18 protein-coding genes are annotated in these 19,885 nt (G+C 70.9%); 11 read left to right on the top strand and 7 right to left on the bottom strand.

Annotation, left to right across the window (positions count from 1 at the left end; translation table 11 throughout):
• Positions 1-297: ATP-binding protein (locus tag IH13_RS0103225; protein ID WP_031080883.1), on the top strand; the 297-nt coding region annotated here is incomplete at its 5' end.
• A 152-nt stretch (positions 298-449) separates the two neighbouring features.
• Here the strand turns inward: IH13_RS0103225 and IH13_RS0103220 are convergent.
• Entirely contained in the window at positions 450-1,979 is a 1,530-nt protein-coding gene (locus IH13_RS0103220) for a peptide MFS transporter (RefSeq protein ID WP_031080881.1), read from the bottom strand.
• A 486-nt stretch (positions 1,980-2,465) separates the two neighbouring features.
• On the opposite strand from IH13_RS0103220, the gene IH13_RS0103215 reads away from it, so the two are divergent.
• Both IH13_RS0103215 and IH13_RS0103210 read left to right on the top strand, forming a co-directional pair.
• Positions 2,466-3,143: a response regulator transcription factor gene (locus IH13_RS0103215; protein WP_031080879.1), complete on the top strand. Its 678-nt coding sequence runs from the start codon at positions 2,466-2,468 to the stop codon at positions 3,141-3,143.
• 15 nt (positions 3,144-3,158) lie between these two features.
• Positions 3,159-4,424: an ATP-binding protein gene (locus IH13_RS0103210; RefSeq protein ID WP_031080877.1), complete on the top strand. Its 1,266-nt coding sequence runs from the start codon at positions 3,159-3,161 to the stop codon at positions 4,422-4,424.
• Positions 4,425-4,426: 2 nt separating this feature from the next.
• On the opposite strand, the gene IH13_RS0103205 is transcribed toward IH13_RS0103210, so the two are convergent.
• A complete protein-coding gene (locus IH13_RS0103205) occupies positions 4,427-4,948 on the bottom strand; it encodes a GtrA family protein (protein ID WP_031080876.1) in 522 nt (173 codons plus the stop codon).
• 144 nt (positions 4,949-5,092) lie between these two features.
• On the opposite strand from IH13_RS0103205, the gene IH13_RS0103200 reads away from it, so the two are divergent.
• The 3 genes from IH13_RS0103200 to IH13_RS0103190 are packed head-to-tail and all read left to right on the top strand — an operon-like array spanning position 5,093 to position 7,968.
• Complete coding sequence (locus tag IH13_RS0103200) at positions 5,093-6,232, top strand: 5-(carboxyamino)imidazole ribonucleotide synthase (RefSeq protein WP_082317501.1); 1,140 nt, start codon at positions 5,093-5,095, stop codon at positions 6,230-6,232.
• Complete coding sequence (gene purE, locus IH13_RS0103195) at positions 6,229-6,765, top strand: 5-(carboxyamino)imidazole ribonucleotide mutase (RefSeq protein ID WP_031080872.1); 537 nt, start codon at positions 6,229-6,231, stop codon at positions 6,763-6,765. The genes IH13_RS0103200 and purE overlap by 4 nt, the downstream gene beginning before the upstream one ends.
• A 9-nt stretch (positions 6,766-6,774) precedes the next feature.
• Positions 6,775-7,968: a dipeptidase gene (locus IH13_RS0103190; protein ID WP_031080871.1), complete on the top strand. Its 1,194-nt coding sequence runs from the start codon at positions 6,775-6,777 to the stop codon at positions 7,966-7,968.
• 78 nt (positions 7,969-8,046) lie between these two features.
• On the opposite strand, the gene IH13_RS0103185 is transcribed toward IH13_RS0103190, so the two are convergent.
• A complete protein-coding gene (locus IH13_RS0103185) occupies positions 8,047-9,390 on the bottom strand; it encodes a UDP-glucose dehydrogenase family protein (protein WP_031080869.1) in 1,344 nt (447 codons plus the stop codon).
• A gap of 175 nt (positions 9,391-9,565) precedes the next feature.
• Between IH13_RS0103185 and IH13_RS0103180 the strand changes: the two genes are divergently transcribed.
• Together IH13_RS0103180 and IH13_RS0103175 are read left to right on the top strand one after the other, a co-directional pair.
• Positions 9,566-10,723, top strand: a complete 1,158-nt coding sequence (locus tag IH13_RS0103180; RefSeq protein WP_031080867.1) for an acyl-CoA dehydrogenase — start codon at positions 9,566-9,568, stop codon at positions 10,721-10,723.
• 163 nt (positions 10,724-10,886) lie between these two features.
• On the top strand, positions 10,887-11,438 hold the full coding sequence (locus IH13_RS0103175; RefSeq protein ID WP_031080866.1) for a ferritin-like fold-containing protein: 552 nt from the start codon (positions 10,887-10,889) through the stop codon (positions 11,436-11,438).
• A gap of 79 nt (positions 11,439-11,517) precedes the next feature.
• Here IH13_RS0103175 and IH13_RS0103170 read toward each other — a convergent pair whose 3' ends face one another.
• Entirely contained in the window at positions 11,518-12,795 is a 1,278-nt protein-coding gene (locus IH13_RS0103170; RefSeq protein ID WP_082317500.1) for an LCP family protein, read from the bottom strand.
• A gap of 129 nt (positions 12,796-12,924) precedes the next feature.
• Here IH13_RS0103170 and IH13_RS0103165 point away from each other — a divergent pair, with 129 nt between their 5' ends.
• Complete coding sequence (locus IH13_RS0103165) at positions 12,925-13,473, top strand: acyl-CoA thioesterase (RefSeq protein WP_031080864.1); 549 nt, start codon at positions 12,925-12,927, stop codon at positions 13,471-13,473.
• Between the two features lie 129 nt (positions 13,474-13,602).
• Positions 13,603-13,845 carry a hypothetical protein gene (locus IH13_RS0103160; RefSeq protein ID WP_031080862.1) on the top strand — a complete coding sequence of 81 codons (243 nt, stop codon included), beginning with the start codon at positions 13,603-13,605 and terminating at the stop codon, positions 13,843-13,845.
• Positions 13,846-13,906: 61 nt separating this feature from the next.
• Here IH13_RS0103160 and IH13_RS0103155 read toward each other — a convergent pair whose 3' ends face one another.
• On the bottom strand, positions 13,907-15,274 hold the full coding sequence (locus IH13_RS0103155; RefSeq protein ID WP_031080861.1) for an LCP family protein: 1,368 nt from the start codon (positions 15,272-15,274) through the stop codon (positions 13,907-13,909).
• 352 nt (positions 15,275-15,626) lie between these two features.
• Here IH13_RS0103155 and IH13_RS0103150 point away from each other — a divergent pair, with 352 nt between their 5' ends.
• Entirely contained in the window at positions 15,627-16,649 is a 1,023-nt protein-coding gene (locus IH13_RS0103150) for a glycosyltransferase family 2 protein (RefSeq protein ID WP_031080859.1), read from the top strand.
• A gap of 63 nt (positions 16,650-16,712) precedes the next feature.
• On the opposite strand, the gene IH13_RS0103145 is transcribed toward IH13_RS0103150, so the two are convergent.
• Positions 16,713-18,173, bottom strand: a complete 1,461-nt coding sequence (locus IH13_RS0103145) for an LCP family protein (RefSeq protein WP_031080858.1) — start codon at positions 18,171-18,173, stop codon at positions 16,713-16,715.
• Between the two features lie 251 nt (positions 18,174-18,424).
• A partial coding sequence (locus IH13_RS0103140) for an LCP family protein (RefSeq protein ID WP_037840694.1) occupies positions 18,425-19,885 on the bottom strand: 1,461 nt, incomplete at its 5' end.

The raw sequence follows: 19,885 nt of genomic DNA, 5'->3' as shown, positions 1-19,885 counted from the left end.
GACCGCCGGGCGGCGGCCGAGGACGTCCTGCTGGTCGTCTCCGAGCTCGTCACGAACGCCTGTCTGCACGCGGACGGGCCCGAGGAACTGCGTATCGCCTGCTCGCCGAAGGTGCTGCGGGTCGAGGTCGCCGACCGCGGCGCCGGCCAGCCCGCGCCGCGTACGCCTCACCGCGCGGGACGGCCCGGCGGGCACGGCATGTTCATCGTGCAGCGGCTCTGCCTGGACTGGGGCGTCATCCGCACCCCCGACGCGCCGGGCAAGACCGTGTGGGCGGAGCTCGCGGCACCCGCCTGACCCCCCGTGTCCGTACGGAACAGCGCGCCGCTCCAGCGGCGCGCTGTTCCGCGTTCCGGGGGCCGGCCGGGTGGCACGGGCGCCGGAAGGCCGGGGAGACGAAGGAGGGGCGCCGCACGGTGTGCGGCGCCCCTCCTTCGTCGACGGGTCCGTCAGCGGACCTCGCCCATGTGTTCCTTGACCTTCTTGCGGTACATGTAGACCGCGACCCCCGCGAGGACGGCCAGGGCCGCCTCCATCGCGACGGCGGTCGTCCCGTTCAGGTCGACACCGAAGACGGCCGGGTTCGACAGCAGACCGGTGATGGAGTCACCCGCGGTGACCGCGAGGAACCACACGCCCATCATCTGCGAGGCGTACTTCGCCGGAGCCATCTTCGTGGTGACCGACAGGCCGACGGGGGAGAGGCACAGCTCACCGACCGTCTGGATCAGGTAGATGCCCACGAGCCACATCGGGCTGACCAGGTTGCCGTCCGAGGACATGGTGAGAGGCACCAGGAAGAAGAAGAACGAGACACCGACGAAGAACAGGCCGGCGGAGAACTTCGCGACCGTCGAGGGCTCGCTCCCCTTGCGGTTCAGCCAGAGCCAGATCCAGGCGAAGACCGGGGCCAGCGCCATGACGAAGACCGGGTTCAGCGACTGGTACCAGGAGGAGGGGAACTCGAAGCCGAGCAGCGAGCCCGAGGCCTTCGTCTCACCGAAGGCCTGGACCGTGGAGCCGCCCTGGTCGTAGATCATCCAGAAGACGGCGGCGGCCACGAAGAACCAGATGTATCCGGTCATCTTCGACTGCTCGCCGGCCGACAGCTCCTTGTCCCGCTTGATCCGGATCAGCACGCCGGCCGGGATGATCAGTCCGATCACGGTCAGCGGGATCATCGCCCAGTTCAGGGTGAAGTGGCCGGTCAGGCCCACGATGCCGTAGAAGACGGCAGCCACGATCAGCCAGATGAGGCCCTTGCGCAGCCAGGAGGTGCGCTCCTCGGCCGCGAGCGGCTTCGGGACCAGGCTGCTCTGCGGGCTGAGGTTGCGCGTGCCGAGCAGGAAGATCATCAGACCCAGCGCCATGCCGACCGCCGCGAGCGCGAAGCCCAGGTGCCAGTTCACGGTCTGCCCGACGGTGCCGATGATCAGCGGGGCGAAGAAGGCACCGACGTTGATGCCCATGTAGAAGATCGTGAAGCCACCGTCGCGACGCGGGTCGTTGGGCCCGTCGTAGAGGTGGCCCACCATCGTCGAGATGTTGGCCTTCAGCAGACCCGAGCCGAGCGCCACCAGCGCGAGGCCGATGAAGAACGTCGACTGTCCCGGCAGGGCGAGGACCAGGTGGCCCGCCATGATGGTCATCGCCGCGATCGCGACGGTCTTGCGGGGTCCCCACACACGGTCCCCGAGCCACCCGCCGGGCATGGCCAGGAGGTAGACCATGGACAGGTAGACCGAGTAGATGGCCGTGGTGGTGGCCAGATCCATCCCCAGGCCGCCGCCGAGGCTGCCGTCCTTGGCGTCAGGGCCTCCGGAGAGCAGGTAGACGACGAGCAGAGCCCGCATCCCGTAGAAGCTGAAGCGCTCCCACATCTCGGTCATGAAGAGAGTGGCCAGGCCGCGGGGGTGGCCGAAGAAGGTCTTCTGCGAGCCAGTCGTGCCGGCGGAGTCCTTCGTCAGGCTGGACGCCATGGTCGATCCTTGCTGGTCGGGACGCGCCGCTGCGTGAGCGGGTACGCGCCCGGTGGGGGGTGGCCGGCACCGGCACGGCTTCGCCCCGCCCCCGACGCCTCAAGGGGTTCTCGAACTGCCACCGGCTCCGTGGGGGAGCCGCGAGGCCATCGGGGACAGACCGCACCGGGATCCACACCCGGTACGCGTCCTCGCGCTCCGGGCCCGGCCCACAGGTCATTCACTGATCGGAGCCGGTGGGAACCGGCTCGTACACAAAAGGACCCTTGGCGCGAAACGCTGCCCAAAGGTCCTCGGTGGTGCAACAGGCGTCGAGTCACCATACGACATGAGACACGGCGATATGGAAGGACTTGAGACATGGATCACAGGTGGGACTGGAACCACGGTCTCATCTTCGAAGGCGGATGACCGATTCGTATCGCTGAGCCGCAGGGTGTTCTCGGTCCCACACCCCAGGTGCCTCGCGCGGACTACCATCACCCCATGACCCGTGTACTGCTCGCCGAGGACGACGCATCCATTTCGGAGCCACTGGCTCGCGCCCTGCGGCGTGAGGGGTACGAGGTCGAGGTCCGCGAGGACGGTCCGGCCGCCCTCGACGCCGGACTCCAGGGCGGTGTCGACCTGGTCGTCCTCGACCTGGGGCTGCCCGGCATGGACGGCCTGGAGGTCGCCCGGCGGCTGCGTGGCGAAGGCCACGCCGTCCCGATCCTGGTGCTGACCGCGCGGGCCGACGAGGTCGACACGGTGGTCGGTCTGGACGCCGGCGCCGACGACTACGTCACCAAGCCCTTCCGCCTCGCCGAGCTGCTCGCCCGGGTCCGCGCCCTGCTGCGCCGCGGCGCCACCGAGCCCGCCCCGCAGCCAGCCACGCACGGCGTCAGGATCGACGTCGAGTCCCACCGCGCCTGGATGGGTGACGAGGAACTCCAGCTCACCGCCAAGGAGTTCGACCTGCTGCGGGTCCTCGTACGGGACGCCGGGCGGGTCGTCACCCGCGACCAGCTGATGCGCGAGGTCTGGGACACCACCTGGTGGTCGTCCACCAAGACCCTGGACATGCACATCTCCTGGCTCCGCAAGAAGCTCGGCGACGACGCGGCCAACCCCCGCTACATCGCGACGGTCCGGGGCGTCGGCTTCCGGTTCGAGAAGAGCTGACGTACAGAGACAGTCATGCGCCGCCGACTGATCAATTCCACGCTCGCCGTGGTGCTCGTGGTGATCGCCGTCTTCGGCCTCTCCCTCGTCATCGTGGAGTCCCGCACCATCAGCAACAGCGCCCAGGAGGGCGTCGACTCGGAGGCGCTGCGCCTGATCAGCGTCGTGGAGAGCCGGCTGCTCGGCGCCGAGCGGATCACGCCCGACGTGCTGGACGAGCAGGTGGACGCCAACCGCTACGCACGCGTCGAGATCCCCGGCCGGCCCCCGATCGAGGTCGGCGAACGCCCCACGGACAGCGTCATCCGCAGTACGGAGGTGGGGGAGCAGGGGGAGCGGGTCACCGTCGAGGAGTCCGGCTCCGCCGTCACCCGTGAGGTCGGCCGGACCCTGCTGATCATCGGGGCGGTGGCCCTGCTGGCGATCGTCTCCGCCGTGCTCCTCGCCGTACGCCAGGCCAACCGGCTCACCTCACCGCTCACCGACCTCGCCGAGACCGCCGAACGCCTGGGCTCCGGCGACCCCCGGCCCCGGCACAAGCGGTACGGGGTGGCCGAGCTCGACCGGGTCGCCGACGTCCTGGACGCCTCCGCCGAGCGGATCGCCCGGATGCTCACCGCCGAGCGCCGCCTCGCCGCGGACGCCTCGCACCAGCTGCGCACCCCGCTCACCGCGCTCTCCATGCGGATCGAGGAGATCTCCGTCACCGACGACCCGGACACGGTGAAGGAGGAGGCGAGCATCGCCCTCACCCAGGTCGAACGGCTCACCGACGTGGTGGAGCGGCTCCTGACCAACGCCCGGGACGCACGCACCGGCTCCGCCGTCGTCTTCGACCTCGACGAGGTCGTCAAGCAGCAGCTGGAGGAGTGGCGCCCGGCCTACCGCAGCGCGGGCCGCGCCGTCGTGTGCTCCGGCAAGCAGGGGCTGCGGGCCGTCGGTACGCCCGGAGCGGTCGCCCAGGTGCTCGCCGCGCTGATCGAGAACTCGCTGATGCACGGCGGCGGCACGGTCGCCCTGCGCACCCGGGTCACCGGCAACCAGGTGGTGATCGAGGTGACGGACGAAGGCCCCGGGGTCCCCGCGGACCTCGGGGCGCGGATCTTCGAGCGCACCATCAGCGGCCGCAACTCCACCGGCATCGGCCTCGCGGTGGCCCGGGACCTCGCGGAGGCCGACGGCGGCCGGCTCGAACTGCTCCAGCAGCAGCCCCCGGTCTTCGCCCTCTTCCTCAGCCGGATCCCGCAGGCCCGCAAGGAGGAGGACCGCCCGGTGCGCTGAGGTCAGGGGGAGACGTGCCCCGGAGCGGTCACCTCGTCGGCGGGTCGCCGTGGGTCCAGAAACCGGTCCGTGCTGAGCACGGCCTCCTCGACGGGCAGCGTCCTGAAGACCCAGGTGCGGTACGACCAGAAGCGGAACAGGGTGGCGATCGAGATGCCGACGACCTTGAAGACGTTGCTCTGGACCGGGCTGTTCCAGCCGAAGCCGTACGTCGCCAGGTACAGCACACCGGTCTCGATCACCGCACCCGCGGCGCTGAACAGCAGGAAGAGCGTCAGCTCCCGGGTCCTGCCGCTCTTGTCGCGGTCCCGGTAGGTCCAGTAACGGAAGCCGACGTAGTTGAAGAGGATGGCGACGACCGTCCCCATCAGCCCGGCCCGCACCACCGGGATGTCCGTGGTGCGCCAGATCAGGTTGGAGACGGCGATGTTCACGACCAGTCCGAGTCCGCCGACCGCCCCGAACTTGGCGACCTCCCGGGCCAGCAGATCAAGCCGGGTCCGCAACGCGCCCCGTTCGCTCATGGTGATCGCTCGCCCCGTCCGCTCGATGTCGTCAACCCGCTCATGCTAACCAGCCCGCCCGTGTGACGCCCGTGAGCTGCGACGGGCACGGGGCGGGCGAGGTCGCCGTCCGGGGAGCCGTCCGGGGCCCGATACCCTGGAACGGTGACGTTTCCGGTAGTCGGCATGGTCGGCGGGGGTCAGCTCGCCCGTATGACCCACGAGGCGGGTATCCCCCTCGGCCTCAGGTTCAAGCTTCTCAGTGACACCCCGCAGGACTCGGCGGCCCAGGTGGTGAGCGAAGTCGTCGTCGGCGACTACCGCGACCTGGACACGCTGCGCGACTTCGCGCGCGGCTGCGACGTGATCACCTTCGACCACGAGCACGTGCCCACCGAGCACCTGCGGGCCCTGGAGGCCGACGGCATCCCCGTCCGCCCCGGCCCCGCCGCCTTGGTGCACGCCCAGGACAAGGGGGTGATGCGGGCCAGGCTCACCGAGATCGGCGCGCCTTGTCCCCGTCACCGCATCGTGGCCGACCCGGCCGACGCGGCCGCCTTCGCCGCCGAGGTCGGGGGCTTCCCCGTCATCCTCAAGACGGTCCGCGGCGGCTACGACGGCAAGGGCGTCTGGGTGGTCCGCTCCGAGGCGGACGCGGCCGAGCCCTTCCGGGCCGGAGTACCCGTGCTCGCCGAGGAGAAGGTCGACTTCGCCCGGGAGCTGGCGGCGAACATCGTCCGCTCCCCGCACGGCCAGGCCGTCGCCTACCCGGTCGTGGAGTCGGTCCAGGTCGACGGCGTCTGCGACACGGTCATCGCCCCGGCGCCCGACCTGGACGAGCGGCTGGCCGGCGAGGCCCAGCAGCTCGCCCTGCGGATAGCCGCCGAGCTGGACGTGGTCGGCCACCTCGCCGTCGAGCTCTTCGAGACCCGCGACGGCCGCATCCTGGTCAACGAACTGGCCATGCGCCCGCACAACTCCGGGCACTGGACCCAGGACGGCGCGGTCACCTCGCAGTTCGCCAACCACGTGCGGGCGGTCCTCGACCTCCCGCTCGGCGACCCGCGCCCCCGCGCCCCCTGGACGGTCATGTGCAACGTCCTGGGCGGCGACTACCCGGACATGTACCAGGGCTACCTGCACTGCATGGCCCGCGACCCGCAGCTCAAGATCCACATGTACGGCAAGGACGTGAAGCCCGGCCGCAAGGTCGGCCACGTCAACACCTACGGCGACGACCTGGCGGACGTGCGGGAGCGCGCCCGGCACGCGGCCGACTACCTGCGAGGAACGATCACCGAATGACCGCACCCGCCTCCTCCCCCGTCATCGGCATCGTCATGGGCTCGGACTCCGACTGGCCCGTGATGGAAGCGGCCGCCAAGGCCCTGGACGAGTTCGAGATCCCCTACGAGGTCGACGTCGTCTCCGCCCACCGCATGCCGCGCGAGATGATCGCGTACGGCGAGGAGGCGGCCGGCCGCGGGCTCAAGGCGATCATCGCGGGGGCGGGAGGCGCGGCCCACCTGCCCGGCATGCTCGCCTCGGTCACCCCGCTGCCCGTCATCGGCGTCCCGGTACCGCTGAAGTACCTCGACGGCATGGACAGCCTGCTCTCCATCGTCCAGATGCCGGCCGGGGTGCCCGTCGCCACCGTCTCGGTGGGCGGCGCGCGCAACGCGGGCCTGCTCGCCGCCCGCATCCTCGCGGCCCACGACGGCGCGCTGCTGGAGCGGATGAAGGAGTTCCAGCAGGAGCTGAACGACCAGGCGACGGAGAAGGGCAAGCGACTGCGCGCCAAGGCGCAGGGCGCCGACTCCTTCGGCTTCGGGAAGTAGGCGCCGACCATGGACAACCTGGACCGCGCCCGGCTGCTCCTCGCCGACCACCCCGTGGTCGACGGCCACAACGACCTCCCGTGGGCCCTGCGCGTCCAGGTCGGCTACGACCTGGACGCCCGCGACATCGCCGCCGACCAGAGCGGCGCCCTGCACACCGACATCCCGCGGCTGCGGGCCGGCGGCGTCGGGGCGCAGTTCTGGTCCGTGTACGTGGCCACCGAGCTGACGGGCGACGACGCGGTCAGCGCCACGCTGGAACAGATCGACGTGGTCGGCGAGCTCCTCGCCCGGCACCCGGCCGACCTGCGCCGCGCCCTGACCGCCGACGACATGGAGCGGGCCCGCGCCGAAGGCCGGATCGCCTCCCTGATGGGGGCCGAGGGCGGCCACTCCATCAACAACTCCCTGGGCACCCTGCGTTCGCTGCACGCCCTCGGCGTCCGGTACATGACGCTCACGCACAACGACAACACCGACTGGGCGGACTCGGCGACCGACGCCCCGGCGGTGGGCGGCCTCTCCGAGTTCGGCCGCGAGGTCGTCCGCGAGATGAACCGCATCGGCATGCTGGTCGACCTCTCCCATGTGGCGGCCACCACGATGCGCGACGCGCTCGCCACCTCCGTCGCGCCGGTGATCTTCTCGCACTCCTCGGCCCGCGCGGTCTGCGACCATCCGCGCAACGTCCCGGACGACGTGCTGCGGATGCTGGCGGCCAACGGCGGTGTGGCCATGGCGACCTTCGTCCCGAAGTTCGTGCTGCCGGCGGCGGTCGAGTGGACCCTGGCCGCCGACCGCAACATGCGCGAGCACGGCCTGCACCACCTGGACACCACCCCGGCCGCGATGCGCGTCCACGCGGACTTCGAGGCGGCCCACCCGCGTCCCGTCGCCACCGTCGCGACGATCGCCGACCACCTCGGACACATGCGTGAGGTCGCCGGCATCGACCACATCGGCATCGGCGGCGACTACGACGGCACCGCGTTCCTGCCCGCGGGCCTGGAGGACGTCTCCGGCTACCCGAACCTGATCGCCGAACTGCTCTCCCGCGGCTGGTCGGACGCCGACCTGGCGAAGCTGACCTGGCGGAACGCGGTACGGGTGCTGCGCGACGCGGAAGCGGTCTCCCGCGAGCTGAGCGCGGTGCGCGGCCCGTCCCACGCCACGATCGAGGCGCTGGACGGTCCGGCTCACTGACACGGCCGGGTAGGGGGACGGGTAGGGCGCCGTCGGGCGCCCGCCCCATCCCCCTACCCGGCTGAGGCGGGGAGGCCCTCAGGCCTTCGGGCGGCCCATCGCCCGGTACGTCCAGCCCGCCTCGCGCCACGCCACCGGGTCCAGCGCGTTGCGGCCGTCCAGGATGATCCGCGCCCCCGCGACCTCCCCCAGCGCCTTCGCGTCCAGCTCACGGAACTCGCGCCACTCCGTCAGGTGCAGCACGACGTCGGCGCCGCGCACGGCGTCCAGTGCCGTGTCCGCGTAACCGAGGGTCGGGAAGAGCCGCCGGGCGTTGGCCATGCCCTTGGGGTCGAAGACGGTGACCTGGCCGCCCTGGAGGTGGATCTGCCCGGCCACGTTCAGCGCGGGCGAGTCGCGTACGTCGTCCGAGTCCGGCTTGAAGGACGCGCCCAGCACCGCCACCCGCTTGCCCAGGAACGAGCCGCCGCCCACGGCCTCGCGCGCCAGCTCGACCATGTGCCCGCGGCGGCGCATGTTGATCGAGTCGACCTCGCGCAGGAAGGTCAGCGCCTGGTCGGCCCCGAGCTCACCGGCCCGGGCCATGAACGCCCGGATGTCCTTCGGCAGGCAGCCCCCGCCGAACCCGACGCCGGCCCGCAGGAACTTCTTCCCGATCCGCTCGTCGTGGCCCAGCGCCTCCGCCAGCTTCGCCACGTCCCCGTCGGCGGCCTCGCAGACCTCCGCCATGGCGTTGATGAACGAGATCTTGGTGGCCAGGAAGGAGTTGGCCGAGGTCTTGACCAGCTCGGCCGTCGGGAAGTCCGTCACCACGAAGGGCGTCCCCTCGCCGACCGGGCCCGCGTACACCTCGCGCAGCAGCTTCTCGGCACGCTCGCTGCGTACGCCCACCACGATGCGGTCCGGGTGCAGGGTGTCGTCCACCGCGAAGCCCTCGCGCAGGAACTCCGGGTTCCAGGCCAGCTCCACGTCGGCGCCCGCCGGTGCCAGCTCGGCCAGCCGGTCGGCGAGCCGGGCGGCGGAGCCCACCGGCACGGTGGACTTGCCCACGACCAGCGCGGGGCGCGTCAGCTGCGGGGCCAGCGACTCGAAGGCGCTGTCCACGTAGCTCATGTCGCAGGCGTACTCGCCGTGCTTCTGCGGGGTGTTCACGCAGACGAAGTGGACGTCGCCGAAGGCCCCGGCCTCCTCCCAGGAGGTCGTGAACCGCAGCCGTCCGGTGGAGCCCTCGATGCCCGCGACGTGCTTGCGCAGGATCTCCTCGAGCCCTGGTTCGTACATCGGCACCTTGCCCGCCGAGAGCATCGCGATCTTCTCGGGCACCACGTCGAGCCCCAGGACCTCGAAGCCGAGCTCCGCCATGGCCGCGGCATGGGTGGCGCCGAGGTAGCCGGTGCCGATCACAGTGATCCTGAGGGCCATGGGGTGCTCCTGAACGATGCGGACAGACGTGCGGGGCCGAGCATATCCGGGGCCCGCCCCACCCCTCTTCGCCGCTGTCGGCAAGCTCACGCGGCCCGCCTGTATGCCACCGGGAGACCCGGCCACTAAAATTGGGTTACTTAACAGTAGTTAGCATCGTTGGGGAGTGAACGTCTTGGCGGGTTCGACCGATTTCGACCTGTACCGTCCGGCCGAGGAGCACGACATGCTCCGCGAGACGATCCGTTCGCTCGCCGAGGCGAAGATCGCCCCGTTCGCCGCCGCCGTCGACGAGGAGGCGCGCTTCCCGCAGGAGGCGCTGGACGCCCTGGTCGCCTCGGACCTGCACGCGGTGCACGTCCCGGAGGAGTACGGCGGCGCGGGCGCCGATGCGCTCGCCACGGTCATCGTGATCGAGGAGGTGGCCCGCGCCTGCGCGTCGTCCTCCCTCATCCCGGCCGTGAACAAGCTGGGCTCGCTGCCGGTGATCCTCTCCGGCTCCGAGGCGCTCAAGAAGAAGTACCTGGGCCCGCTCGCCAAGGGCGACGCGATGTTCTCGTACGCCCTCTCCGAGCCGGACGCGGGCTCCGACGCGGCCGGTATGAAGACCAAGGCCGTGCGCGACGGCGACTTCTGGGTCCTCAACGGTGTGAAGCGCTGGATCACCAACGCGGGCGTCTCCGAGTACTACACGGTCATGGCCGTCACCGACCCGGAGAAGCGCTCCAAGGGCATCTCGGCGTTCGTCGTCGAGAAGTCGGACGAGGGCGTCTCCTTCGGCGCCCCGGAGCGCAAGCTCGGCATCAAGGGCTCCCCGACGCGCGAGGTCTACCTCGACAACGTCCGCATCCCCGCCGACCGCATGATCGGTGAGGAGGGCACCGGCTTCGCCACGGCGATGAAGACCCTGGACCACACCCGCATCACCATCGCGGCCCAGGCCCTCGGCATCGCCCAGGGCGCCCTGGACTACGCCAAGGGGTACGTCCAGGAGCGCAAGCAGTTCGGGAAGCCGATCGCCGACTTCCAGGGCATCCAGTTCATGCTCGCCGACATGGCGATGAAGATCGAGGCCGCCCGTCAGCTCACCTACGCGGCCGCCGCCAAGTCCGAGCGCGGCGACGCGGACCTCACCTTCCAGGGTGCCGCCGCCAAGTGCTTCGCCTCGGACGTCGCGATGGAGGTCACCACGGACGCCGTCCAGCTCCTCGGCGGCTACGGCTACACGCGGGACTACCCGGTCGAGCGCATGATGCGCGACGCCAAGATCACCCAGATCTACGAGGGCACCAACCAGGTCCAGCGGATCGTCATGGCCCGCAACCTTCCGTAAGGCGTCCCCGCGGCACCCCGCGTGGCCCCCGGCGCGTCTGCCGGGGGCCACGCGTGTTTTCGCCGGGACGGCGTCCAGGGCGAGTCGGACTCGGTCCCCCGTGGTTCCGCCCCCGTACGATTCCGGTGCCGATAAGGGATCAAACGGACAGATGGGAATCCCCGTGTCGAACCAGTTCGCCATCGACGTCACCAGGATCCGCGAAGAGGCCCGGCGGAACATCACCCAGGGCCCGGTCACCCCCGCGAACACAGCCGACCTGGAACGCCTCATCGACGTGCTCAACCAGGTCGTCGCCACCGAGATGGTCTGCTACCTGCGCTACACGCAGAACGCGATCGTGGCCCAGGGCATCCACCGGGAGCAGGTCGCGGACATGTTCACGGAGCACGCCGGTGAGGAGCTCGACCACTTCAAGCGGGTGTCGGACCGGATCAACCAGCTGGGCGGCACCCCGGACATGGACCCCGGCACCCTCGTCGCCCGGTCCCACACCGAGTACGAGGCGCCCGCGGAGACCGACCTCCAGGGCATGATCCGGGAGAACTTCGTCGCCGAGCGGATCGTCATCGAGACGTACACCGAGATCGTGCGCTGGATCGGCGAGAGCGACCCGACGACGCGGCGCCTCATCGAGGACATCCTCAAGGAGGAGGAGGACCACGCCGACGAGCTGAACGACCTGTACCAGCCGTCGGGGTCCGGGGGCGAGTGAAGGGGCGTGGGGCCGGGGGCGACGCGGACGCGCACAGGCCCGGACGGGTCGGACCGTCCGGGCCTGTGCGCGGCGCCGGTCAGCTGCCCTTGACCGTGACCTTGTCGTCGTTGTTCAGCTGCTCCACGAGCTGCTTGACCTTGTCCTTGTCCCAGACCAGGTTGCCGTTGACGCTCTGACCCGTGAGCGGGATGTTCATCGACGTGCCGTCGCCGCCCGTGACGCCCTTCATCGCGAAGAACATGTTGGCCAGCGACCAGAGGGACATGTCCTTGTCGACGATCAGCGTGTCCAGGCCCGCGCCCAGCGTCGGGTACAGCTTGAACGGGTTGATGATCGTGGACGGGGTCGCCGTCTGGGAGGCCAGGGCCGCGAGGAACTTCTGCTGGTTCTTCGTGCGGTCCAGGTCGCTGCCGGCGAAGGCGTAGCGGGTGCGGACGAAGGCGAGGGACTGCTCGCCGTTCAGCGTCTGCTTGCCGGCCTGGAAGTCGGCGCCGGACTTCTTGTCCTTGAAGGCCTTGGGGATGTCCAGCTCCACGCCGCCGATCGCGTCCACGATCTGGGCGAAGCCGCCGAAGCCGATCTCGACGTAGTGGTCGATGCGCAGCCCGGTGTTGAACTCGACCGTGCGGACCAGCAGCTCCGGGCCGTCCTCCGCGTACGCGGCGTTGAGCTTCACGGTCCGGCCGGTCGCCTCGTACTTCTTGCCGGACTCCGAGCCGACGAAGGAGGGGATCTCGACGTTCGAGTCGCGGGGCAGGGAGACCAGCGTCGGGCCGCTGGAGCCGTCGTGCAGGATCATCATCGAGTCGGTCCGCTTGCCCTCGGCGGAGCCGGTGTGCAGCTTCTTCTTGTCCTCGTCGGTCATGCCCTCGCGGCTGTCGGAGCCGACGATCAGGTAGTTCGTACCGTCGCCCTCGGCGGGGCGGTCGATGACCTTGGAGAGGTCCACCTCGCGCTTGAGCTTGCCGTCGGCCCAGAAGTACGTGCCGACGGAGACGGCCAGCACCACCACGACCAGGGTGAGCGCGCCGACCTTGAGGCGCCGGCCCCAGTCCGGCGCGGGACGCGGCCGGACGTATCCGGCGTCGCCGCCCCGCGGACCGCCGTGTCCACCGCCGCCGGGCTGTCGGCCTCCGCCGCCGTAGACCTGCCCGCTGCTGTATCCGCTGTCGTACCCGGGGGCCTCGCCGTAGCCCTGGCCGCCCGGCTGCGGCGGGATCCGGCGCGGCTGCTGCGGCGCGGGGCGCCGACGGACGTGCGGCATGGCGCGGGCGCCCTCGGGCTGCGGGCCGGCGCTGCCCTGCCCGTAGCGTCCGCCGGGTCCGCCGTTCCGCCCCTCGGGCCAATCGTTCATGGGAGACAGTGTGCCGTCTCGACCTGTGGCACTTACAGGGTGTACCGGAAACTGGGTCCGGGCTGTTGCGAAGCTGATGCATTGCAACCGGGGGCAAGCCACCGCATGCCCCCGCATAAGGTAGAGGGCATGACAGAACAGGCCCAGCCCCCGGAGGGTGAGATTCCGGCCAAGCCGACCTCGGCCTCCCGGACCACCCTCAGCCACATCATGACCGGCAGCGACACCAACCTCCTGGGTACGGTGCACGGTGGCGTGATCATGAAGCTGGTCGACGACGCGGCGGGCGCGGTCGCCGGACGGCATTCCGGCGGCCCGGCGGTCACGGCCTCGATGGACGAGATGGTCTTCCTGGAGCCGGTCCGCGTCGGCGACCTGGTCCACGTCCGCGCCCAGGTCAACTGGACCGGCCGCTCCTCGATGGAGGTCGGCGTCCGCGTCATGGCCGAGCGGTGGAACGAGTCGACCCCCGCCCAGCAGGTGGGCAGCGCCTACCTGGTCTTCGCGGCGGTCGACGAGGCCGGCCGGCCGCGCCCCGTCCCGCAGGTCGTGCCGGAGACGGAACGCGACAAGCGCCGCTACCAGGAGGCGCAGATCCGGCGTACCCACCGCCTCGCGCGGCGGCGCGCGATCAAGGAACTGCGGGAGCAGCGGGTGGCCGACGGCATCGACGACTGAGGCCGGGCCGGGGCCGGGGCGCCGGCCGGACACGGGAGCCGGTTCCTCGTACCCGCCGCCCGGTAGGGTCGAGGGACCGGGCGACACCCACGTGGAGGCCCCGGCGCGGCCGGGAAAGGTGAGGTACGAGTGACGCACGCCGCAGGACCACCCCCACCCGGCCGCCGCCGCCCGGACCTGAGGCACTGGCTGAAGCCCAGGAGCTCGCGATCGCTCGTCCTCGGCATCTGCATGGCCGTCGGCGGGCTCGCCGGCGGGGTGCGCGGCCTGACCGAGGGGCGGGGCGCCGGAACGACCCTCGTCACCTTCGCGGTGGGGATCCTCGGCGTCCTCCTCGTGGTGGGTTACTTCTCCGACAACGCGAAGCGCTGAGCGGCAGGGCGGCGCCCGGGGCCGGTCCGGCGTCCCCGGCACGCCGCCTCCGGACGGAGTGCTACGACGGGCAGGCCACCTGGTCTCCGGTGACCGCCCCGAACTCGCCCCCCTCCGGCTGCTCACCCTTCACCGCCCGTACCTTGGTGAAGTTCGCGCCCGCCGTCACGTTCAGTGTCCCGCCCTGCCCCTTCACGGCCTTCAGCTCGCTGCCGGGCAACGCGGTGGCCAGCGCCTTCGCCGACCGGTCCCACCGTGGGTCGAAGGTGATCAGCGTCTGCTTGAGGTCTCCGGGGCCGCCGCCGCGGGGGGCCCGGGTGGTGTCGAAGCCGGTGGCGCGCAGTGCCTTGTCGACTTCCTGGCCGAGCCCGTCCTTCGTCGTCCCGTTGTAGACCTGGACCTTGATCTGCTCGGGCGCCACGTCGACCGGGGCGGCCTTGGGCCGGGCGGGCAGTGCCGGGGCGAGCGGCTTGTCCTCGCGCAGCGCCTGGAAGAGCTTCTTCGACTTCGCCTCGTCCCATTTCACCGTGGACCCGAGGCCCTTGACCTGGAAGCTGTCGTCCGCCAGCGGCACGGAGGTGAATTCGGACGACGCCGGGGTGAACCCGCGCATCGCCTTGCCGAGCTCCAGCATCTGCTCCGTACCGAACCCCTTGTCGGCCCGGATCGCGTCGAGCGTCGTCGACGCGACCTCCCGGAACTTCGCCGGGTCGGTCAGCACGCCGCCGCTGGTCGCCTGACCGACCAGCGCCGCCACGAACTTCTGCTGGCGCTGCATCCGGCCCAGGTCGGCGGCCCCGTCGATGTGCCGGGAGCGCACGTACTGCAGGGCCTGCCCGCCGTCCAGCTTGTGGGTGCCCGCGGTCAGGTCGAGTCCGGTGTAGGGGTCCTTCAGCGGCTCGGCGGTGCAGATCTCGACCCCGCCGACGGCGTCGACCGTCTTCATGAAGCTGGTGAAGTCGGCCTCCAGGTAGTGGTCGATCTTGACGCCGGTCAGCTGCTCCACGGTCCGCACGGTCAGGTGGGGGCCGCCCTCGGCGTAGGCGGCGTTCAGCTTGACCGGGTGGGCCGCGTGCTCCTCGCCGGTGGTCCGGTCGGTGTGCGCGGGGATCTCGGCGTAGCTGTCGCGCGGCAGGCTGACGACGCTGGCCCGCTGCCGGTCGGCCGAGAGATGGACGAGCATGAGGGTGTCGGTGCAGTGGCAGGGGGCTCCACCCAGCTTGTACGTCGCCTTCTCCGCCGCGGTGATCTTGTCGCGGCTGTCGGTGCCGACGAGCAGGAGGTTCATGCCGTGGCCGCCCGGGGGCCGGTTCTTCATGTCCTTGAACGGGTCGACCCGGTCGATGCCGCCTTCCAGGCCGGTCACCACCGCGTGCCCGATCCCGCCGGCGCCGAGTACCAGGACGGAGAGCCCGGTCGCCACGCGCATCCCCCACCGGGGCGGCCGCTTCCGGCCGCGGGCCCGGTTCCGGGCCCGGTTCCGGGCCCGGTCTGCGGGGCGGGCACCGGACGCCGGCTGACGGGCCGGCCGGCGCTGCGGGGGAGCGGTGCGGGGGTGCGGCGGTCGGGGCGGTCGGGGCGGTGTGGGCACGGGGACACCTCCGCGGTGTTAGTAGGACATTCGCACGGTAGGCCCATACGATCTGCGCACCAGGGGGGAGACCCCGGCGGCGCGCGCCCCTGTCCCCCGTTCGCGGTAACGTGGCGGCCGAATCACGCCGCTTCCCGGGGTGCGAGCCACCACCGGGACGCCCGGCTCCCCCGAGGCCCCCGAGGACCACATGTCTGCCGCGCAGTACCCCGCCGTCTCCGTGATCATGCCGGTGCTCAACGAGGAACGCCATCTCAGGAACTCGGTCCGGCACATCCTGGAGCAGGAGTACGCCGGGGAGATGGAGGTGGTCATCGCGCTCGGCCCCTCCACCGACCGCACCGACGAGATAGCGGCCGAGCTGGTACGGGAGGACTCCCGGGTCCACACGGTCGCCAACCCGACCGGCCGCACCCCGGCCGCCCTCAACGCCGCGATCAAGGCCTCGCACCACCCGATCGTGGTACGCGTCGACGGCCACGGCATGCTTTCGCCGAACTACATCGCGACCGCCGTCCGGCTCCTGGAGGAGACCGGCGCACAGAACGTCGGCGGCATCATGCACGCCGAGGGCGAGAACGCCTGGGAGGACGCCGTCGCCGCCGCGATGACGTCGAAGATCGGCGTCGGCAACGCGGCCTTCCACACCGGTGGACAGGCGGGCCCGGCCGAGACGGTGTATCTGGGGGTCTTCCGCCGCGAGGCGCTGGAGCGGGCCGACGGTTACAACGTCGAGTTCATCCGCGCCCAGGACTGGGAGCTGAACTTCCGCATCCGCGAGGCGGGCGGCCTGATCTGGTTCTCGCCGGAGCTGAAGGTGCAGTACCGCCCCCGCCCCAGCGTCCGCGCGCTCGCCAAGCAGTACAAGGACTACGGCCGCTGGCGCCACGTCGTGGCCCGCTACCACTCCGGCTCGATCAACCTGCGCTACCTGGCCCCGCCGACCGCCGTCTGCGCGATCGCGGCGGGCATCGTCGTCGGCGCCGCCGTCACGCCGTGGGCGTTCGTCGTGCCGGCCGGGTACGTGGCGGCCATCGTCGCCGGGTCGCTGCCCGCGGGCAAGGGGCTGTCGTTGAAGGCGCGGGCCCAGATCCCGGTGGCGCTGGCCACCATGCACATGTCGTGGGGGTACGGCTTCCTGACCAGCCCGCGCTCGCTGGCGAAGAAGGTCATCGCGAGCCGTCGCCCGTCGGTGCGGGAGCAGACGGTCTGACGGACGCGCGCGTACACGGGGAAGGGCCCCGCAGCCACGGCTGCGGGGCCCTTCCCACGGGTCTCACCAGGTGAACCCCGGATTGACCTTCATGCACGCTTCCTCGTCGGCGCCGTTGAGGGCCTCCGCCGACTCCGGCGTCTTCTCCTCCTCGCCGGCCTTGGCGGGGTAGCTCCCGTCCTCGCGCCAGTCGGCCCCGACCGCCAGGACGATGCCCGAGACGGCGGTCGACCTCTTGACCTGCGACAGCGGGATCCCCAGGGCCTTGGCGACCGCCTGTGCGTCGCCCTCCAGGTCCGCGCTGGGATAGAGGAGCCCGGTCCGTGCGGCCGGTTCGACGTTCTGCGGGTCGATCGAGGCCTTCGCGAAACCCGCCTCCGTGAGCAGGTCCTTGACCGTGCCGGCCCGGCCCCGGGCCGGGCCGAGGGAGTCCGTGCCGGTCCCGTTGCGCACACTGACCGCGATCTCCCCGACGGGCGCGGCGGCGTCCTTGACGACCGGCGTCTTGCGCTTGGAGGCCTTGCCGTCCAGCGGGATGTCCTCACGGATCATCCGGAACAGCTGCTCGGCCTCGCCCGGCTTGGGGAAGACCCGCCCGCTGAGGCTGCCCGTCCCGTAGACGTTCGGCATGGTCGTCATCGTCATGCGCTCGGTCGGGGCCTTCTTGAGCTCCTCCGCCAGGTCGTACAGCTTCTTGACCGTGCCGAGGCCCTTGTCGACCGTCAGCGCGTTGGTGGCGGCCTCCGCCAGGTCCATCAGCTTCCCGGGATCGGTGAGCTTGGTGCCCTTGCGCAGCTCGCGCACCATCGAGTTGAGGTACTGGTGCTGGGCCTTGGCCCGTCCCAGGTCCGTGTTGTCCTCGAAGCCGTACCGGGTGCGCAGCCACTGCAGGGCCTGCTCGCCCTTGACGGAGGTGGTGCCTTCCTTCAGCTTCAGCCCGGAGCCCTTGCCGTCGCTGGTGTGGGAATAGACGTTGGCGTCGACACAGACGGGGACGCCCCCGACCGCGTCGGCCATGGAGACCACGCCCGCGAAGTCGATCATCATGAAGTGGTCGATGGTGATGCCGGTGAGCTCGTACCAGGCGGCCACCGTGCAGCCGGGTCCGCCGCGGCCGAGGCTCTCGTTCGTCTGGACGGGGACCGTGCTGGCCGGGTACACCTCGTCGGTCTCGGGGTCGGTGCACTTCGGCATCGTGAGCATGGTGTCACGGGGCATGCTCACGACCGAGATGTTGCTGCGGTCGGCGGAGAGGTGGAGCAGCATCTGCACGTCCGCCAGCGGCGGGGCCCCGAAGGTCTCCTTGGCGCCGCCGAGCTTCTGGTTCTCCTTGGAGTCCCGGGCGTCGGAGCCGATGATCAGGATGTTCAGCGGGGTCTGCCCGGCGGCGTTGGCCTTGTGGTCGGCCATCTTCTTGTCGCCGAGCGTCAGGTCCTCTTTCTTGATGTTGCCGTTGAGGTGCCTGTAGTAGAGGTAACCGGCGCCGCCGGTGCCGAGTATGAGCAGGGCGGTGACGGTGGCCACCCAGCGCAGGACCCGCCGCTTGCCCCCTTTGCGGGCCCGCCGGGTACGGCGGCGGGGCCGGCCCCCGCTCGCGCCGGCCGTGGCCGCGCGTGGCGGACGCGCCGCCCTGCGGACCGTGACCGGTCTCCGCGGCGGCCTCGCGCCGGCCACCGTGCCGGACACGGGGCGGCGCCCCCTCTCCGCGCGTACTGCTCCGTCCCACCGGACCCCCCCTGCTGTTCAGATTTCCGCTGTGGCGCGGCGACCGTTGGTCACTTCGCGCATACCGCCTTGTCGGCGCTTGCCTTCGGAATGTCCGGTGCCTTCGCCGGACCCGTGACGGGCACCCCTGCGCCCTTGAAGTCGGCTCCCAGGGTCAGCACCATCGCCTGAAGGCCCTCGGCGTCGGTCGTGCCCTGTTTCAGTGCCGTGGCGGGCAGGCCCATCATCGCCGCGAGGGCGCGGGCCTGGTCCGCCTGGTTCGGCGCGTACGACAGCGTGGTCTTCGCGGTCTTCGCCGGGGCGTTGGCCTTGTTGGCGGACTTGAGCACGCCCTCCTCGTTCTGCAGCCAGGTGACCGTCGCCTGCGCCGCGCCGGGCGTGTCACCGCCGTTGAGGACGTCGACCCGTACGTCGGCGGGGTCGGCCTTGGCGCCCTTGAGCACCGCCTCCTGCTTGTCCTTGGCCGCCTTCTCCTGCTTCTTCACCTCGGTCAGCGAGGTGTCGGCGCGCAGCGTCGCGAAGAGCTGCTCGGCCTGCGTCGGGTGCTCGACCACGGTGACGGGCTTCGGCTCTTCCGGGTTGTCGATCACCGGCATGGTCACGAAGGTGATGTTCTTCGTGTCGATCTTGCCGAGTTCCTTGGCGAGCGAGGTCAGCTTCTTGATCGAGCCGATGCCGGAGTCGACGGTGAGCGCCTTGGTCGCCGCGTCCGCGAGGCCGAAGAGCTTGGTGGGGTCGGTGAGCGTGTCGTCGGACTTCATCTGCCGGATCATCGAGCCGATGAACTGTTGCTGGACCTTGATGCGGTCCAGGTCGCTCTCGTTGCCGAAGCTGTGCCGGGTGCGGACGAAGGCCAGCGCGTCCTCCCCCTCGATCGTCGACTCGCCCGCCGGCAGCTTCAGATGGGAGTCGCGGTCGTCCACCGCCTTGTCCAGGCAGACCTTGACGCCGCCGACGGCGGTGGAGAGGGTCTTGACGGCGTTGAAGTCGACCATCATGAAGTGGTCGACCGAGAGGCCGGTGATCTCCTTGACCGTGCGCATGGTGCAGCCCGGGTCGCGCCCCTCCTGGCCGAGGCTCACGTTGAAGCGCACGTGCCGCGTGCCGGGTATGACCTTCTCCGAGCCGTCCGGCTGCTTGGTGGTGCACTCCGGGATGTCCGTGATCAGGTCCCGGGGGATGCTCATCGCCGTCGCGTTCGTCCGGTCCGCGGAGACGTGGAAGAGGATGTTGGTGTCGGCGTGGCCGGCGCTCCCCTTGTCGCCGTACCCCTCGTTGCCCTCACCGGTGCGCTTGTCGGTGCCGATGACCAGGATGTCGAGGGGGCCGGCCGAGGCGACGTCCTTGCTGCCCGCGTCGCCGACGTCGACGGTGGAGAGGTTGCCGTTGAACTTCTCGTACAGGGCGTACGCCCCCGCCGACCCGGCGACGACCACGAAGGCCATGGTCCCCCCGGTCCACAGCAGGACCTTCTTCCGCCGGGACCTGGCGGGCCTGCGCTTGCGGCGGGG

It is taken from the genome of Streptomyces sp. NRRL WC-3549, from assembly GCF_000721935.1.
Taxonomy (GTDB): domain Bacteria; phylum Actinomycetota; class Actinomycetes; order Streptomycetales; family Streptomycetaceae; genus Streptomyces.
Note: the sequence above shows the minus strand (reverse complement) of the source record. Positions and strands in the feature narration are given on the sequence as shown.

Excerpts from the sequence above, each read along its gene's own strand:
- IH13_RS0103220 (WP_031080881.1), bottom strand. The coding sequence starts at position 1,979 with ATGGCGTCCAGCCTGACGAAGGACTCCGCCGGCACGACTGGCTCGCAG.
- IH13_RS0103215 (WP_031080879.1), top strand. The coding sequence starts at position 2,466 with ATGACCCGTGTACTGCTCGCCGAGGACGACGCATCCATTTCGGAGCCA.
- IH13_RS0103210 (WP_031080877.1), top strand. The coding sequence starts at position 3,159 with ATGCGCCGCCGACTGATCAATTCCACGCTCGCCGTGGTGCTCGTGGTG.
- IH13_RS0103205 (WP_031080876.1), bottom strand. The coding sequence starts at position 4,948 with ATGAGCGAACGGGGCGCGTTGCGGACCCGGCTTGATCTGCTGGCCCGG.
- purE (WP_031080872.1), top strand. The coding sequence starts at position 6,229 with ATGACCGCACCCGCCTCCTCCCCCGTCATCGGCATCGTCATGGGCTCG.
- IH13_RS0103190 (WP_031080871.1), top strand. The coding sequence starts at position 6,775 with ATGGACAACCTGGACCGCGCCCGGCTGCTCCTCGCCGACCACCCCGTG.
- IH13_RS0103185 (WP_031080869.1), bottom strand. The coding sequence starts at position 9,390 with ATGGCCCTCAGGATCACTGTGATCGGCACCGGCTACCTCGGCGCCACC.
- IH13_RS0103170 (WP_082317500.1), bottom strand. The coding sequence starts at position 12,795 with ATGAACGATTGGCCCGAGGGGCGGAACGGCGGACCCGGCGGACGCTAC.
- IH13_RS0103165 (WP_031080864.1), top strand. The coding sequence starts at position 12,925 with ATGACAGAACAGGCCCAGCCCCCGGAGGGTGAGATTCCGGCCAAGCCG.
- IH13_RS0103155 (WP_031080861.1), bottom strand. The coding sequence starts at position 15,274 with ATGCGCGTGGCGACCGGGCTCTCCGTCCTGGTACTCGGCGCCGGCGGG.
- IH13_RS0103150 (WP_031080859.1), top strand. The coding sequence starts at position 15,627 with ATGTCTGCCGCGCAGTACCCCGCCGTCTCCGTGATCATGCCGGTGCTC.